Source organism: Bradyrhizobium sp. CCBAU 53340, from assembly GCF_015291645.1.
In the GTDB taxonomy this organism is placed as follows: domain Bacteria; phylum Pseudomonadota; class Alphaproteobacteria; order Rhizobiales; family Xanthobacteraceae; genus Bradyrhizobium.
This window is the reverse complement of record NZ_CP030055.1, coordinates 3723635-3739798: the sequence shown is the minus strand read 5'-3', so window position 1 is coordinate 3739798 and position 16164 is coordinate 3723635. Positions and strand designations below refer to the sequence as shown.

Here is a 16164-nt window from a genome sequence, read left to right as displayed (position 1 = left end):
CGATCGGCGACTTGTCAAAAAGCCTGCATCCCGCCAGTCACGGTTGTGCAAATGAGCGTTTCGAGTCGGAACCGGGATTTCCTTTACCGGCCTGACTATCGGCCAGTTCTCGGACGACAGCGGTTCAGCAATGGCGTGGCAGGAGGGCGTTCAGAAGCCAGCAGCGCGCTAGACTGGCACTGCCCCGGGGCAGTCTCGTAAGTCACTGGTGGGCGGTCACGGATTCGAACCGCGGACCCTCTCGGTGTAAACGAGATGCTCTAACCAGCTGAGCTAACCGCCCCACGGCGCTTCTTTATCCCTACCCGGCAGGTGCGGGCAAGTGCTGAACACCAATCAGCTGGCCTTCAATCGCCCGGTCGGCCCGGCAGCAGCGGGACCGCATCAATCCAAACCGCGGCCGATTGGCACCAGATCTGCCTGACAGGGCGCAATTTGTCGCGCTGGCGGATGCAGCCCCAGCGGATGCCCCAATCGTCGGCCTGGTCGCCTTCACCGCTGGTGAACAGCGGGGAACCGCAATCGCCGCAGAAGTGCTGGAAGCGCATCCGGCCATTGTCGCCACGCTTGCCATAGACCTTAGGCGTGCCGCTGGTGAGCTTGATGTCATCTGCGGTGCAGATGGCGGTCACCCGGAACGGCGAGCCCGTGAGGGTCTGGCAGTCGCGGCAGTGGCAGACCGAGACCGCCTCGGGGTCGACCTCGGCCTCAAAGGTGATCTTGCCGCAATGGCAGTGACCGTCGACCTGCATCGCATCCCCTTCCAAAACAAAAACGGCGCCCGAAGGCGCCGTTTTATCATCTTTCCAAGCTGCGATCTCAGTGAGCGGTCAGGCCGCCGGCGGCTTCGTCCCCGTCGGGCTTCACGGTCACCTTGGTGTCCTCTTCCCAGACGATCGGCACCGGCTTCTTCACCAGCGCCTTGGCGATGACATCGTCCAGACGGGAGACCGGGATGATCTCCATGCCGCCCTTGATCGCATCGGAAATCTCCGTGAGATCCTTGGCGTTGTCCTCGGGGATCAGCACCGTCTTGATGCCGCCGCGAGCGGCGGCGAGCAGCTTCTCCTTGAGGCCGCCGATCGGCAGCACGCGGCCGCGCAGCGTGATCTCGCCGGTCATCGCGACATCGTGGCGGACCGGAATGCCGGTCATGACCGAGATGATCGCGGTGGCCATGGCGACGCCCGCCGACGGACCGTCCTTCGGCGTCGCGCCCTCGGGCACGTGCACATGGATGTCGCGCCGGTCGAACAGCGGCGGCTCGACCCCGTAGTTGATCGCCCGCGAGCGGACATAGGACGCCGCCGCCGAGATCGATTCCTTCATGACGTCACGCAGATTGCCCGTGACCGTCATCTTGCCCTTGCCGGGCATCATGACGCCTTCGATGGTCAGCAGCTCGCCGCCGACGTCAGTCCAGGCAAGGCCGGTGACAATGCCGACCTGCGGCTCGCTCTCGATCTCGCCGAAGCGGTACTTCGGCACGCCCAAGAGCTCTTCCAGAGTCTTCTCGGTGACCTTGACCGACTTCTTCTTGGAGATCATCAGCTCCTTCACCGCCTTGCGGGCAAGTGTGGAGAGCTCACGCTCCAAATTACGCACGCCCGCTTCGCGGGTGTAACGGCGGATCAGAAGCAGCAACGCGTCGTCATCGATCGAGAACTCCTTGGAGTCCAGGCCATGCTTGGACACCGCGTTCGGGATCAGGTGCTTGCGCGCGATCTCGACCTTCTCGTTCTCGGTGTAACCCGCGATCCGGATGATCTCCATGCGGTCCATCAGCGGGCCCGGAATATTGAGCGTATTCGCGGTCGTGATGAACATGACGTTCGACAGATCGTAGTCGACCTCCAGATAGTGGTCGGCAAACGTCCCGTTCTGCTCGGGGTCGAGGACCTCAAGCAAGGCCGAGGACGGATCGCCGCGGAAATCGGCGCCCATCTTGTCGATCTCGTCCAGCAGGAACAGCGGATTGGACGACTTCGCCTTCCGCATCGACTGGATGATCTTGCCGGGCATCGAGCCGATATAGGTGCGGCGGTGACCGCGGATCTCGGCTTCGTCGCGCACGCCGCCGAGCGACACGCGCACGAACTCGCGGCCCGTGGCCTTCGCGATCGACTTGCCGAGCGAGGTCTTGCCGACGCCGGGAGGGCCGACGAGGCACAGGATCGGGCCCGTCAGCTTGTTGGCGCGCGACTGCACGGCGAGATACTCGACGATGCGTTCCTTGACCTTCTCAAGCCCGTAGTGATCGGAATCCAGGATGGCTTGCGCCTGCTCCAGATCCTTCTTCACCTTGGACTTCTTGTTCCACGGGATTGACAGCAGCCAATCCAGATAGTTGCGTACGACGGTCGCTTCCGCGGACATCGGCGACATCTGGCGCAGCTTCTTCAATTCATGCTGCGCCTTGTCGCGCGCTTCCTTGGAGAGCTTGGTCTTGGAGATCTTCTCTTCGAGATCGGCGAGCTCGTCGCGACCGTCGTCGTCACCGAGTTCCTTCTGGATCGCCTTCATCTGCTCGTTGAGATAATACTCGCGCTGGGTCTTCTCCATCTGGCGCTTGACGCGCGAGCGGATGCGCTTCTCGACCTGCAGCACCGAGATCTCGCTCTCCATCAGGCCCAGCACCTTCTCCAGGCGCGTGGTGACCGACAGCGTCTCCAGGATGCCCTGACGGTCCGCGATCTTGACGGCAAGATGCGAGGCGACGGTGTCGGCGAGCTTGGCGAAATCGGTAATCGCCTGCACGACGCCGACGACCTCGGCCGAGATCTTCTTGTTGAGCTTCACATAACTCTCGAAGTCGGACACGACCGAACGCGCCAGCGCTTCCGCCTCGACCGACTTCGCATCGGTGTCGGCGAGCGCAACGGCGGTGGCTTCATAATAGTCAGCGCGATCGGTGTATTTTGACACGCGTGCGCGTTCGAGCCCTTCGACCAGCACCTTCACGGTGCCGTCAGGGAGCTTCAAGAGCTGCAGCACGCTGGCAAGCGTACCGGTCTCGTAAATGGCATCGGGCGCCGGATCATCGTCGGACGCATTCTTCTGCGTCGCGAGCATGATCAGCGCGTCGTTCTTCATCACCTCTTCGAGCGCGCGGATCGACTTCTCGCGACCGACGAAGAGCGGAACGATCATGTGCGGGAAGACGACGATATCGCGCAGCGGCAACACGGGATAAGCGTGCGTCTCGCCATGGACGATGGTTGGCCGGGGTTTTGGATTAGTCATGGCCTTTTCCTTTTGCTTTGCCCCCTCGCACGCAGCCCGCATCTGGTGCGCAACCGCCACAAGGTGCCGAGATGATCCACAAAACCGGTCTACCCTTCGTAGGTTGGACCGGGCTTGCCGGATCGAAACTGAGGCGAATCTTGAACAGAATTCTCGCTCGCCGCCGACATTAGGTGGCTATCGACCGGGGGGGTGTCAAGTCATTGAAAAACACGCGCCATCAGGCGCTTACGCAACGAGTAAGCGACGCAATTCCGGCTGCGGAGGAAATGTCCGCAGCCGCTACTAGCAAAGACGTTGGAGCGTCCCAGCGCCGGGAAATCAGGCGCTGGCGTTCTCGACCGCGCGATCGGTCCGATCGGCGTAGATGTAGAGCGGACGCGCCGTGCCTTCCACAACTTCGCGGGAAATCACGACTTCTTCCACACCTTCCAGGCCCGGCAGGTCGAACATGGTCTCGAGCAGGATTGCTTCGAGGATCGAACGCAGTCCACGCGCGCCGGTCTTGCGCTCGATCGCCTTGCGGGCAACCGCGCCAAGCGCCTCGTCGGCGAAGGTGAGCTCGATGTTCTCCATCTCGAACAGCCGCTGGTACTGCTTCACCAGCGCGTTCTTGGGCTCGGTGAGGATCTTCTTCAGCGAAGTCTCGTCCAGATCCTCGAGCGTCGCGACGACCGGCAGACGGCCGACGAACTCGGGGATAAGGCCGTACTTCAGGAGGTCCTCAGGCTCGACGTGACGGAAGATCTCGCCGGTCCGGCGGTCTTCCGGCGCCATCACCTGGGCGGCGAAACCGATCGAGGTGGACCGGCCGCGCGCCGAGATGATCTTCTCGAGGCCGGCGAACGCACCGCCGCAGATGAACAGGATGTTGGTGGTATCCACCTGCAGGAATTCCTGCTGGGGATGCTTGCGGCCGCCCTGCGGCGGGACCGAAGCCACCGTGCCTTCCATGATCTTCAATAGCGCCTGCTGCACGCCCTCACCCGACACGTCGCGTGTGATCGAGGGATTGTCGGACTTGCGGCTGATCTTGTCGATTTCGTCGATGTAGACGATGCCGCGCTGGGCACGCTCGACATTGTAGTCGGCGGCCTGGAGCAGCTTCAGGATGATGTTCTCGACGTCCTCACCGACATAGCCGGCTTCGGTCAGCGTCGTCGCATCCGCCATCGTGAACGGCACGTCGAGGATGCGGGCGAGCGTCTGCGCGAGCAGCGTCTTGCCCGAGCCGGTCGGACCGATCAGGAGGATGTTCGACTTCGCGAGCTCGACGTCGTTGTGCTTGGTCTGGTGGTTGAGGCGCTTGTAGTGATTGTGCACCGCGACCGACAGGACCTTCTTCGCATGGCTCTGGCCGATGACGTAATCGTCCAGCACCTTGCAGATTTCCTTCGGCGTCGGAATGCCGTCGCGCGACTTGACCAGCGAGGACTTGTTCTCCTCGCGGATGATGTCCATGCAGAGCTCGACGCACTCGTCGCAGATGAAGACCGTGGGACCCGCGATCAGTTTGCGGACTTCGTGCTGGCTCTTGCCGCAGAACGAGCAATATAGCGTGTTCTTGGAGTCGCTCGTGCCGACCTTACTCATTCATGTCTCCGTCCGCGGTTCGATCCCGTCCGCTCGATCGTCCCATCCCGAAACGTTGGCGGGTAAGGGATTCAAATAGAGCAAATTCCGTACCAAAAAAGACCCTACGCGTTACATCCCGTGCGAATCACGGTCACTCGCTTCTCCGCGATCATAGCCCATCATTCGTAGCCAACCATGCTGTCACCCGACTATCAAGAATTCGCTAATCGGGGGGGCGCCGGCTACCCGTGACAATACCGTGATTTCACGTCTTGGCACGGGCGAAGTGACCGAAATCACCCCAGCGTTGCTGGATTACCACGAAAAACAAGCACGAAAGCGGAACTTTCTGCCTGTCGCAGGGCGCAAAACCGGCTTTTTGCGCCCTTGCGAACGCGTCCTTAACATGAACGCCGTGCTGATGATCCCAGGGATCAAAATTGCAGTCCCGGTAACGCTACGGGGCCTTCGCAGGCGCGGCCTCTTCGGCGCGCTTGTCGATGACCTTGTCGACCAGGCCGAACTCCTTGGCGTCGTTGGCGGTCAGGAACTTGTCGCGCTCCAGCGCGTCCTCGATCGACTTGTAGGTCTGGCCGGTGTGTTTCACGTAGATCTCGTTGAGCCGCTTCTTCAGGTTCAGGATTTCCTGGGCATGCAGCATGATGTCGGTGGCCTGGCCCTGGAAGCCACCGGAGGGCTGGTGAACCATGATGCGCGCGTTCGGCAGCGAGAAGCGCATGTCCTTCTCGCCTGCGGCGAGCAGCAGCGAGCCCATCGAGGCGGCCTGACCGGTGCACAGCGTCGAGACCGGCGGGCGGATGAACTGCATCGTGTCGTAGATCGCAAGGCCCGACGTCACCACGCCACCCGGCGAGTTGATGTACATCGAGATTTCCTTTTTCGGATTTTCCGCCTCAAGGAACAACAACTGCGCGACGATCAGCGTCGACATGCCATCCTCGACCGGTCCGGTCACGAAGATGATACGTTCCTTCAAAAGGCGCGAGAAAATGTCGTAGGCGCGCTCGCCACGGTTGGTCTGCTCGACCACCATGGGCACGAGGTTCATGTAGGTTTCAACCGGATCGCGCATGAGTCACCTAGGGTTTTAGAGGCGGACATCGCCAGTCTTGGCTGCCAGTCGTCGGGCTGGGTTTGCCGGAAGGCCGATGGACGTCCCGTGATGCAGGAAGTTGGTAGAGGTAGAACGCGTAGGTACCGACAGATATAGCCCAATTCGCGCCAGACAAGTGCGGAGCGAATTATGGCTTAATCCACCCGTTAATCCACTTGGCACTTGAAGCTGATTCTCGCAAAAAGACCCAGCCGGCCATCTGGCTAGCTGGGCCCTTCCGCTGATCATCCTTAACAGGAGACTGCGTCAAAGCCTTCAGGCTGCAGTCTTTTCCTCGTCGTCCTTGTACAGGTCCTCGCGCGAGACCTTCTTCTCGGTCACGTTGGCGAGCTCGAGGATGAAGTCGACGACCTTGTCCTCGTAGATCGGTGCACGAAGCTGGGCCAGCGCCTGGGCGTTGTTGCGGTAATAGTCCCAGACTTCCTTCTCGCGGCCGGGCATCGAGCGCGCGCGCTCGATCACGGCGCGGCCGACCTCGTCATCGGTCACGGTGATCTTGTTCTTCTCGCCGATCTCGGAAAGCACGAGGCCGAGACGCACGCGGCGGTCGGCGATCTTGCGGTACTCTTCCTTCGCCTTGTCCTCAGTGGTGTCCTCGTCGGCAAAGGTCTTGCCGGCGGAATCCATCTCGGCCTTGACCGAGTTCCACATCAGATTGAACTCCTCGTCGACGAGCGAGGGCGGCGCCTCGAAGCGATGCGCCTCGTCGAGACGATCGAGCAGCGCGCGCTTGACGCGCTGGCGCGTCGCACCGGCGTACTCGGCAACCAAACGCTCGCGCGCGGCTTCCTTGAGTTTGTCCAGCGATTCCAGGCCGAGCGTCTTGGCGAACTCGTCGTTGATCGCAAGATCCTGCGGCGCTTCGATCAGCGTCGCGGTGGTCTCGAACTCGGCCGGCTGGCCGGCAAGCTTCTCGCTCATGTAGTTCTTGGGGAACGACACCTTCAGCGTGCGCGTCTCGTTCGCGCCGATGCCGATGAGCTGCTCCTCGAAACCGGGAATGAAGGTATTGGAGCCGATCACGACCTGGATGCCTTCACCCGCGCCGCCCTCGAAGGCTTCGCCGTTGATGGTGCCCTTGAAGTTGATGGTGACGCGGTCGCCTGAAGCGGCCTTCTCGCCCTCGCCCTTGGCGGCATAGGTGCGGTTGGTGTCGGCGATGCGCTTGATCGCCTCGTCGACGTCTGAATCGGACACCTCGGCGACGGGCTTCTCGACCTGGAAGGCCTTGAAGTCGGCGAGTGCGATCGCCGGCACCACTTCGATCGCGACCGTGTAGGTCAGGTCGGACTTGCCGCTCAGCAGCTCCTCGACCTCGGCCTGCTCGGTCGGCATGGTGATCTTCGGCTCGGTCGCAAGCTTGAAGCCGCGCTCCGTGAAGAGCTGGGTGTTGGTGTCGCGAATGGTCTGGTCGATGGTCTCGGCCATCACCGAACGGCCATAGACCTTCTTGAGGTGCGTGACCGGCACCTTGCCGGGACGGAAGCCGTTGAGGCGCACCTTGTCCTTGAGGTCGACGAGCTTGGCGCCTGCTTTTGCGTCGAGATCAGACGCGGGAACGCTGATCTTGAACTCGTGCTTCAAACCTTCCGAGAGGGTTTCTGTGACCTGCATGGCGTCCAATCTTCTTCTCGCTCGGTCCCGGCACGCTAGCCGCGTCGGGACGCTGTCATTAATCGATCCGGCGCGAGGCAAACGCCTCAACGCCGGTGGTTCATCAGAGCCCTGCTCCGGACGGACAAACATCCGCGCAAAGCGAGGCCCTTCGGTAATCCGTGCAAACGCGATTAGCGCTTGGTGCGGGCGGAGGGACTCGAACCCCCACAACTTTCGTCACTGGAACCTAAATCCAGCGCGTCTACCAGTTCCGCCACGCCCGCGTGAATTGCATCAAGACCGGCCGCGATGCCGCGGGCGGCCGGGCTTATAGCATGTGCCCGACTGTTCGCAGCAAAAAAATGGCCTGATGGAGGCAGGCTTCAAGTAGGCATGACGGCTGGACTTATCCAGCGCCGCGTGGTCGGGATCGGGCCATGAAACCGCGGATTTTTGACCTGACCCGGCGCGAGGTTTTAGCCGGCCTGGGGGCCTCGCTCGGAGCCTCGGCAGCCGGATCGGTGGCGGGCGGCGCAGCCCCGCTCCCGACCGCCCAGGTCCTTCTACAGGCAAGACCGGCAACATTGCCTCTCAGGGCGGGCCAGCCAGCTACACCGATCTGGGAGCTCGTCGCCGCAAGCCACATCGGGAATGTGCGCTTCAAGCGCGGCGACCGCTGCGAAATGGTTTTCAGAAACGACCTGCCCGTACCGCTTGCTCCTGTTTGGTACGGCCTTGATGGCGCAGCCGTGCCCGACCCGCTGGGAGGGCGCGCGCCCGTCGGTCCGGATTCGACAGAAACATCAATTATTTCAATACCAAATGCCGGAACTCTGCTGACCAACTTCCGTCTCTTTGAGGATCGCCTGAGCCAGCCCGCCCGGCCGCTCCCGATCATCGCCACAGAGACGAATTCGGTGAGCGTCGATCGCGACGAGGTGCTGCTGATCGAAGAATGGCGCCTGCGACCGGACGGCACGGCGCTTCCGCCGGGCCGGACTCCCGAGGGCACAAGCCCGCTCTACACCCTGAACGGGCAGACTTCATTCGAACTGTCAGCTTCCGCCGGCGAGCGGCTCCGATTGCGCTTCATCAACGGCTCACAACGCTCTGTTCTGGCTATCAAATTGGAAAGCCACGAGGTCCAGGTGATGGCCCTGGACGGTCAGCCGGCCGAGCCGTTTCCGGCCCGCAACGGCGCTCTGGTCCTGGCCCCAGGCGCCCGTGTCGACGCAGTTGTGGATGCAGCTGCGTCGGCCGCGTTCGTGCTGCATGACGGCAAGGAGGCGCACCTGCTCGGACGCCTCGCCGTTTCCGGCAAAATCGAGCGTACGCCGCTGGGGCCGCCGCAGCCGCTCCCCTCGAATGGCCTCCCCGAAAAGCTCGACCTGAAAGGGGCCCTGCGGTTCGATGTCGCGCTCGGCGCGGCCGACGCCGGCTGGGCGCGGACCGCTAACTTCTCCACCGCCTCCGCTCCCGCCTTCCGCGCCAAGGCCGGCCGGACCGTGGTGCTGGCCCTGAAAAACCCCGCCCCGCTCACCACCGTGTTCCACCTGCACGGCCATCATTTCCGCCTGCTCGACCGGCTCGACGATGGCTGGAAGCCCTATTGGCTCGATACGCTTGCCATCGAGCCCGACCAGACCGAGCGCATCGCCTTCGCCGCGACGTCACAAGGACGATGGCTGATCGAATCCGTCATGACCGATTGGGCGGCACCGCGGCTGGTGCGGTGGTACGGGGTGGAGTGAGGCTATCGGCTCGTTCTTACCCAGACGTACCGCGCGTCAGGCTCGTTCTCCTCGTTCCGCGTTCCATCCGTTTTCTCGGCAAGCTTGAAACCGTGCGCCTCGTAGAAGCCCCGCGCCGGTGCATTGCGCTGGAAGGTCCAGAGCTCAAGCCGCTCGTTGGCGGCTTTGGCGACATTGAGCAGTTCGGTGCCGATGCCGCGGCCCTGCGCGGCGGGGCGGACGTAGAGCTGCTCGATCCAGCCGTCACGGAACGCGATGATCCCGCAGAGCTCGTCGCCATCGAAGCGTCCCCAGACGTGACAGGCAGGAAAGACACGCTCACGGTAGAACCAGCGGTCCTCGTCCGGCGTGTGCAGCCCGGCGAGCCACGGCATCGCCTGATCGAAGGCGATCCGATGGACTTGCGCCGCCGCGCTCATGTCGGTGAGCGCGAGCAGCCGCAGCATCAGTACTCGATCCCGAGCGCATGATAGATCCGGCGGTGCACGGCCGGCAGAGTCTCGGTGAGATCTTCGGCGATCAACCCCGGCCCGGCTTCACTCGCGGCCTCGCCATGCATCCAGACGCCGATACTGGCGGCCTCGAACGCCGGCACGCCCTGCGCCAGAAGGCCAGCGATGATGCCGGCGAGCACGTCGCCGGCGCCGCCGGTGGCGAGCCAGGGCGGTGCGTTGGCGGCGATGGTGGCGCGGCCGTCGGGCGCGGCGACGGTGGTGTCTGGACCCTTCAGGAGCACGACGGCACCCGAGCGTTCGGCGGCGGCGCGCACGCGCTCCAGCTTGGAGCGGCCCGGAGTCTTGTTGCTGAGGTCGGAGAACAGGCGCGGAAACTCGCCCTCATGTGGCGTCAGCACCACGACGGTGTCGTGCGACGACTTGATCGATTCAAACAGCCGCTCCGGCTTTGCGGCAAAGCTCGTCAGCGCGTCGGCGTCCAGCACCAGATGCCGCTGCGCGGTCAGCGCGGTATGGACCATGTCGCAGGTGCGCTCGCCGACACCGGCACCGGGACCGATCATGCAGGTGTTGTAGCGCTTGTCTTCCAGCAGCCCGCCGAACTCGACCGCGGTGTCGACAGGGCGCACCATCACGGCCGTGAGCGCGCTCGCATTGATCGCCAGCGCATCGCGCGGGGTCGCAAGCGTCACGAGACCGGCGCCGGCGCGCAAGCTGCCACGGGCGGCAAGCCGCGCAGCGCCGGTCGCGGCCGCATCGCCGGATACCGCCAGCACGTGGCCGCGCGTATATTTATGGCCGTCGATCCGCGGCACCGGGAACGCGGCGCCCCAGAAATCCGGATCGTTCTCGAAGATCTGCGGCGCGATCTCGTCGAGCACCTGTGCGTCGATACCGATGTCGGCAACGCGCACGCGGCCGCAATGCATGCGCCCGGGCAGCAAGAGATGTGCGGGCTTCTTGCGAAAGAAAGTGACGGTCTCGGTGGCGTTCACCGCAACGCCCATCACCGCTGCGCTGGTGCCGTTGATGCCGCTCGGCAGATCGACCGCGAGCACGGGCGCGCCGTTGGCGTTGATCGCCTCGATCATCTCGCGCGCCTCGCCGTCGACGGAGCGGCTGAGGCCTGCGCCGAACAGTGCATCGATGATCAGCGCCGGCCTTCCGATCGCCTGCGGATTAAACGGCAGCACCGGGTGCTTCCAGCCGCGCGCGGCGGAGGCCGCATCGCCCTGGAGCTGATCGCGCTCGCACATCAGGATGACCGAGACCTCGCGCCCTTGCGCGGCGAGCTCGGCGGCTGCGACAAAACCGTCACCGCCATTGTTGCCGGGGCCGGCGACGATCAGGATCGCCCCCTCCTCCACCAGCGCATTGGCGGCTTCCGCGACCGCCTGGCCGGCGCTCAGCATCAGCTTGAAACCGGGCGTGCCGGCCGTGATGCTGAGTTGGTCAGCCCGCTGCATCTCGGCGGTGGTTAGAACTTCCATGCCACTTCCCTGGTCCAAACGCCTTTTCAACAGGCACGTTTCGTGCCGCTCCGACCAACGGAACACTTGTTTGCACAGATATTGAACCGTTTGCCTATTTCGTAGTCTGCGGTATTTTGAGCCGACTGGCTCCACCTATCAGAGATGCTCGTTAAAAGGCTGATAACGCTCCAATATCCAGGGCATTTGCAACTTGGCATAGACCCTGCTTTCGAGGAAGCCGCTTCGGTTCGTCGTGCTCACTGACATCATCTGGGTGTGGCCAGCCGTTGTTGCCGGGCTGGTCAGGTCCCGGCATAGCGAAGACAAGATCGTGCGTTAAGAAAAGCGCATCCTGACGAAGACGTTGCTATTTGATCGAAAGGCCGGGAGGCGCGCAGTGAAGAAGATCGAAGCCATCATCAAGCCGTTCAAGCTCGACGAGGTGAAGGAAGCGCTTCAGGAAGTCGGCCTCCAGGGCATCACCGTGACCGAGGCCAAGGGTTTTGGCCGCCAGAAGGGCCACGCCGAACTCTACCGCGGCGCAGAATACATCGTCGATTTCCTGCCCAAGGTGAAGATCGAGATCGTGATCGGTGACGATCTGGTCGAGCGCGCGATCGACGCAATCCGCCGCGCCGCGCAGACCGGCCGCATCGGCGACGGCAAGATTTTCGTCTCCAATATCGAAGAGGCGATCCGCATCCGAACCGGCGAATCCGGGCTGGACGCTATCTGAGCCGGGTGCTATCCCGAATCTTGCGACACTCTGAAAGAAAAAAGGCTGCTTCGGCGGCCTGATTTCGTTTGTGCAGTTGCGCCAAACTCGCCGAAAGCGAGAACGAATCTGCTCATCTGGAAACCGACCCGCAGAGCCATAAGGGGTATGCATGAAGACCGCCAAAGACGTCCTGAAATCGATCAAGGACAACGACGTCAAGTACGTCGACCTGCGCTTCACCGATCCGCGCGGCAAGTGGCAGCACGTCACGTTCGACGTCAGCATGATCGATGAGGACATTTTCGCCGAAGGAACGATGTTCGACGGCTCCTCGATCGCCGGCTGGAAGGCGATCAACGAGTCCGACATGTGCCTGATGCCCGATCCGGTGACCGCGACGATCGACCCGTTCTTCGCCGAGACCACCATGGTCATTACCTGCGACGTGCTCGAGCCGACCACCGGCGAGCCCTACAACCGCGACCCCCGCGGCATCGCCAAGAAGGCCGAGGCCATGGTGAAGTCGATGGGCGTGGGCGACAGCGTGTTCGTCGGTCCCGAAGCCGAGTTCTTCGTGTTCGACGACGTGCGCTTCTCCTCGAGCCCCTACAACACCGGTTTCCGCCTCGACTCCTCGGAGCTGCCGACCAACACCGACACGGAATATGAGGGCGGCAACCTCGGCCACCGCATCCGCACCAAGGCGGGCTACTTCCCCGTCCCGCCGCAGGACTCCGTGCAGGACATGCGCTCCGAGATGCTCGGTGCCATGGCCAAGATGGGCGTCAAGGTCGAGAAGCATCACCACGAGGTCGCTTCCGCCCAGCACGAGCTGGGCATGAAGTTCGACACGCTGACGCTGATGGCCGACCACCTGCAGATCTACAAGTACTGCATCCATCAGGTCGCGCACATCTACGGCAAGACCGCCACCTTCATGCCGAAGCCGGTCTATGGCGACAACGGCTCGGGCATGCACGTGCACCAGTCGATTTGGAAGGACGGCAAGCCGGTGTTTGCCGGCAACAAATATGCCGACCTCTCGGAGACCTGCCTCCACTACATCGGCGGCATCATCAAGCACGCCAAGGCGATCAACGCCTTCACCAACCCGTCGACCAACTCCTACAAGCGTCTGGTCCCGGGCTATGAAGCGCCCGTGCTGCTCGCCTATTCCGCGCGCAACCGCTCGGCCTCCTGCCGCATCCCCTACACCGCTTCGCCGAAGGCCAAGCGTGTCGAGGTGCGCTTCCCCGATCCGCTTGCCAATCCCTATCTCGGCTTCGCCGCGATGCTGATGGCGGGCCTTGACGGCATCAAGAACAAGATCGATCCGGGTCCGGCGATGGACAAGGACCTCTACGATCTGCCGAAGGAAGAGCTGAAGCAGATCCCGACCGTTTGCGGCAGCTTGCGCGAGGCGCTGGAAAACCTCGACAAGGACCGCGGCTTCCTCAAGAACGGCGGCGTGTTCGACGACGACTTCATCGACGCTTATATCGAGCTGAAGATGACCGAAGTCGAGCGCTTCGAGATGACCCCGCATCCGGTCGAGTTCGACATGTACTATTCGGGCTGATCGGCTCGATATCCCGACACGCGAAAGGCGCCCTTTTGGGCGCCTTTTGTTTTGAACGGTCGAAACTTAACTTTCGTTCTGCATCTGACTCCACTTCGTTCTCAAAGAACGAATCGGAATCGAAAAAATCAGCGCGCACCAATCCTTGCTGATTGGTTTATTCGATCCGAGATGTTGCGAGCGCAGTTCGCAGTCCTCCGTCGATCCACACTCACGTCGTCTCGCGCCGCGGCGTGAAATGATCGAGCAGCCCCGTCGGCAGCGGAAACACGATGGTCGACGACCGCTCGCCCGCGATGTCATGCAGCGCGGCGAAGTAGCGCAGCTGCATCGCCTGCGGCTCCTGCGCGAGAATGCGGCCGGCCTCGACCAGCTTTTCGGCGGCCTGCTGCTCGCCCATCGCGTTGATCACCTTGGCGCGCCGCAACCGTTCCGCTTCGGCCTGCTTGGCGATGGCGCGCACCATGGTTTCGTTGATATCGACGTCCTTGATCTCGATGCCGGTCACCTTGATGCCCCAGACGTCGGTCTGCTTGTCGAGGATTTCCTGGATGTCGGCGTTCAACCTGTCGCGTTCGGCGAGCATCTCGTCGAGCTCGTGCTTGCCAAGCACCGAGCGCAGCGTGGTCTGGGCGAGCTGACTGGTCGCGGCCATGTAGTCGCCGACCTTGATGATGGCGCGCTCGGGATCGACGATGCGGAAGTAGAGAACGGCGTTGACCTTGACCGAGACGTTGTCGCGCGAAATCACATCCTGGGGCGGCACCACCTGCACCATCACCCTGAGGTCGACCTTGACCAGCTGCTGCGCGACCGGAATGAGGATGACGAGGCCCGGCCCTTTCACCCCAGTGAAGCGGCCAAGCGTGAAGATGACGCCGCGCTCGTATTCCCTGAGAATGCGAACAGCCTGGGTGAGAAACAGGATGACGATCAGCGCAAGCGCTGCATAGAGCGAATATTCGAACATCAGACTTGACCTCCCTCACCGCTCGGCCGCCGAACCACCAGGGTCAAGTCGACGATATTGGCGACCTCGACCCTCTCACCGGGTTTGAAAGTGTCATTGCCGCGCGCTTGCCAGCGCTCGCCGTGCGTAAAGACATGCCCCTCGTTTTCGTTCCAGTCGAGGACCTCGGCGATCAGGCCACGCATGGCTTGCGCGCCGACCCGTGGCGAACCGCGGCGGGCGCGCCGGAGCGCGCCGAGCACGACCAGAACGAATCCCGCAAAGATCGCCGCGACGACGGCGATGACCGACCACGACAGCCGATAGCTGGGCGACTCGACCCGGACCAGCATGATGGCGCCCAGCACAAAGGCGACGACGCCTCCGAGGCCGATCACGACAGTCGGATTGAACGCCTCGATGGCGAGCAGCGCGATCCCGACCAGCATCAGGCCGAGCCCGGCATAATTGATCGGCAGCATGTTGAGGGCGTAGAGGCCGAGCAGCAGGCAGATCGTCCCGACCACGCCCGGAGCAACGGTGCCGGGGGACATGAACTCGAAGATGAGGCCGTAAATGCCGATCATCAGGAGGATGAACGCGACGTTGGGATCGGTGATAACCGCCAGGAATCGGGAGATCCACCCGGGATCGACGGCTTCGATGACGGCATCCTGCGTTGCCAGGCGCTGCGTCGTGCCGCCGCCAAGCTCGACCACGCGACCGTCGATCTGCCTGAGCAGGTCGACCTCATCGCGCGCGACAAGGTCGATGGCGTGCGCCTGCGCCGCGCCGGTGGCGGACAGCGTGGCGGCTTCGCGGACCGCCTTCTCCGCCCAATCGGCATTGCGGCCGCGCAGTTCGGCAAGGCTGCGGATGAAGGCGACGGCATCGTTCGTCACCTTCGCCGTCATTGCGTCCTTCGGCTCATCCTTCTTGTCTTTGCTCTCCTTGTCTGGCGTACCGCTCGGCAGGCCCGGAAGGGGTCCGCCGATCTGCACGGGCGTCGCCGCGCCGATATTGGTGCCCGGCGCCATCGCCGCGATATGCGTCGCATAGAGGATATAGGTCCCGGCACTCGCCGCATGGGCGCCGGCCGGCGCGACGTAGCCGGCGACAGGAACGGACGAGCCGAGCACGTCCGCGATGATCTCGCGCATGCTTGAGTTCAAGCCGCCGGGCGTATTCATGCGAAGGATCACGATCTCGGCGCGCCGTTCGCTGGCCTTGACCAGCGCCTCCTTCACATAGCTCGCCGACGCCGGGCCGATGGCCCCGTCGATCGTGACGGTGAGTGCAAGACGGCGGTGATCCTCCGCTGAGCCGGGACGGAGACAGGCAAGACAAGCGACGATGCCGATCGCCGCAACGAGGGCCGCCTTCATGATCTGCACGGCAAGGGCTCCCTTGCCGAAGATATGGTGGCCATCACGCAAACCTCAATGCGGAGTGCGTCGCCCGTCATTGCGATTGTGCGATGCAATGGATGGGGTCGAACTGCTGCACTCGGGTCGCAGACAACGTCCCCCATCATTCCCCAGGATGCGTGCGCAGCGGGGCCGCCCCTCGCGACCCGTAAAAGTGTCCAGCTTTTCCGGAGAGGCGGAAAACAGACCAAAGCTCGGGCGAAGTCGGTCGCGAGAACGCGAAGGTGTAGCTGCTGTATGGAATGGTCGCAGGATGGGTTTCGC

At 62.9% G+C, this 16164-nt stretch carries 12 protein-coding genes and 2 tRNA genes; 3 read left to right on the top strand and 11 right to left on the bottom strand.

Translation table 11 applies throughout. From position 1 onward, the window contains the following. Window positions 1-206: 206 nt before the first annotated feature. The 7 genes from XH89_RS17750 to XH89_RS17720 all read right to left on the bottom strand — a co-directional run bounded on the left by XH89_RS17750 (window position 207) and on the right by XH89_RS17720 (window position 7833). Window positions 207-283, bottom strand: a tRNA-Val gene (locus XH89_RS17750). A gap of 64 nt (window positions 284-347) precedes the next feature. After that, window positions 348-752, bottom strand: coding sequence for a GFA family protein (locus XH89_RS17745; protein WP_194468223.1), 405 nt, complete (start codon window positions 750-752; stop codon window positions 348-350). 67 nt (window positions 753-819) lie between these two features. Continuing rightward, a complete protein-coding gene (lon, locus tag XH89_RS17740; protein ID WP_194468222.1) occupies window positions 820-3243 on the bottom strand; it encodes an endopeptidase La in 2424 nt (807 codons plus the stop codon). A gap of 321 nt (window positions 3244-3564) precedes the next feature. Beyond that, window positions 3565-4836, bottom strand: coding sequence for an ATP-dependent Clp protease ATP-binding subunit ClpX (clpX, locus tag XH89_RS17735; protein ID WP_018642420.1), 1272 nt, complete (start codon window positions 4834-4836; stop codon window positions 3565-3567). A 439-nt stretch (window positions 4837-5275) separates the two neighbouring features. Further along, window positions 5276-5911 carry an ATP-dependent Clp protease proteolytic subunit gene (locus XH89_RS17730; RefSeq protein ID WP_128926031.1) on the bottom strand — a complete coding sequence of 212 codons (636 nt, stop codon included), beginning with the start codon at window positions 5909-5911 and terminating at the stop codon, window positions 5276-5278. A 297-nt stretch (window positions 5912-6208) separates the two neighbouring features. Beyond that, window positions 6209-7567 (bottom strand): trigger factor, encoded by a 1359-nt coding sequence (tig, locus tag XH89_RS17725; RefSeq protein ID WP_194468221.1) that lies wholly within the window; start codon window positions 7565-7567, stop codon window positions 6209-6211. A 181-nt stretch (window positions 7568-7748) separates the two neighbouring features. Further along, a tRNA-Leu gene (locus tag XH89_RS17720) sits at window positions 7749-7833 on the bottom strand. A 153-nt stretch (window positions 7834-7986) separates the two neighbouring features. On the opposite strand from XH89_RS17720, the gene XH89_RS17715 reads away from it, so the two are divergent. Next, window positions 7987-9300: a multicopper oxidase family protein gene (locus XH89_RS17715; protein WP_194468220.1), complete on the top strand. Its 1314-nt coding sequence runs from the start codon at window positions 7987-7989 to the stop codon at window positions 9298-9300. A 2-nt stretch (window positions 9301-9302) separates the two neighbouring features. On the opposite strand, the gene XH89_RS17710 is transcribed toward XH89_RS17715, so the two are convergent. Beyond that, window positions 9303-9746: a GNAT family N-acetyltransferase gene (locus XH89_RS17710; RefSeq protein WP_194468219.1), complete on the bottom strand. Its 444-nt coding sequence runs from the start codon at window positions 9744-9746 to the stop codon at window positions 9303-9305. After that, window positions 9746-11245 (bottom strand): NAD(P)H-hydrate dehydratase, encoded by a 1500-nt coding sequence (locus XH89_RS17705; RefSeq protein ID WP_194468218.1) that lies wholly within the window; start codon window positions 11243-11245, stop codon window positions 9746-9748. Before XH89_RS17705 ends, XH89_RS17710 begins: the two co-directional genes overlap by 1 nt. A 379-nt stretch (window positions 11246-11624) precedes the next feature. Between XH89_RS17705 and XH89_RS17700 the strand changes: the two genes are divergently transcribed. Both XH89_RS17700 and glnA read left to right on the top strand, forming a co-directional pair. Next, entirely contained in the window at window positions 11625-11963 is a 339-nt protein-coding gene (locus tag XH89_RS17700; protein WP_007603495.1) for a P-II family nitrogen regulator, read from the top strand. A gap of 151 nt (window positions 11964-12114) precedes the next feature. Beyond that, complete coding sequence (gene glnA / locus XH89_RS17695) at window positions 12115-13524, top strand: type I glutamate--ammonia ligase (RefSeq protein ID WP_014494828.1); 1410 nt, start codon at window positions 12115-12117, stop codon at window positions 13522-13524. A 211-nt stretch (window positions 13525-13735) separates the two neighbouring features. Here glnA and XH89_RS17690 read toward each other — a convergent pair whose 3' ends face one another. Together XH89_RS17690 and XH89_RS17685 are read right to left on the bottom strand one after the other, a co-directional pair. Then, complete coding sequence (locus XH89_RS17690) at window positions 13736-14494, bottom strand: slipin family protein (RefSeq protein WP_371825217.1); 759 nt, start codon at window positions 14492-14494, stop codon at window positions 13736-13738. Further along, window positions 14494-15867, bottom strand: a complete 1374-nt coding sequence (locus tag XH89_RS17685) for a nodulation protein NfeD (RefSeq protein WP_194468217.1) — start codon at window positions 15865-15867, stop codon at window positions 14494-14496. The genes XH89_RS17690 and XH89_RS17685 overlap by 1 nt, the downstream gene beginning before the upstream one ends. Window positions 15868-16164: the final 297 nt, after the last annotated feature.

Bases quoted from the DNA above. Each gene is read 5' to 3' on its own strand.
- glnA (WP_014494828.1), top strand. From the start codon at position 12,115: ATGAAGACCGCCAAAGACGTCCTGAAATCGATCAAGGACAACGACGTC.
- lon (WP_194468222.1), bottom strand. From the start codon at position 3,243: ATGACTAATCCAAAACCCCGGCCAACCATCGTCCATGGCGAGACGCAC.
- XH89_RS17690 (WP_371825217.1), bottom strand. From the start codon at position 14,494: ATGTTCGAATATTCGCTCTATGCAGCGCTTGCGCTGATCGTCATCCTG.
- XH89_RS17715 (WP_194468220.1), top strand. From the start codon at position 7,987: ATGAAACCGCGGATTTTTGACCTGACCCGGCGCGAGGTTTTAGCCGGC.
- XH89_RS17730 (WP_128926031.1), bottom strand. From the start codon at position 5,911: ATGCGCGATCCGGTTGAAACCTACATGAACCTCGTGCCCATGGTGGTC.
- XH89_RS17705 (WP_194468218.1), bottom strand. From the start codon at position 11,245: ATGGAAGTTCTAACCACCGCCGAGATGCAGCGGGCTGACCAACTCAGC.
- XH89_RS17710 (WP_194468219.1), bottom strand. From the start codon at position 9,746: ATGCTGCGGCTGCTCGCGCTCACCGACATGAGCGCGGCGGCGCAAGTC.
- clpX (WP_018642420.1), bottom strand. From the start codon at position 4,836: ATGAGTAAGGTCGGCACGAGCGACTCCAAGAACACGCTATATTGCTCG.
- tig (WP_194468221.1), bottom strand. From the start codon at position 7,567: ATGCAGGTCACAGAAACCCTCTCGGAAGGTTTGAAGCACGAGTTCAAG.
- XH89_RS17745 (WP_194468223.1), bottom strand. From the start codon at position 752: ATGCAGGTCGACGGTCACTGCCATTGCGGCAAGATCACCTTTGAGGCC.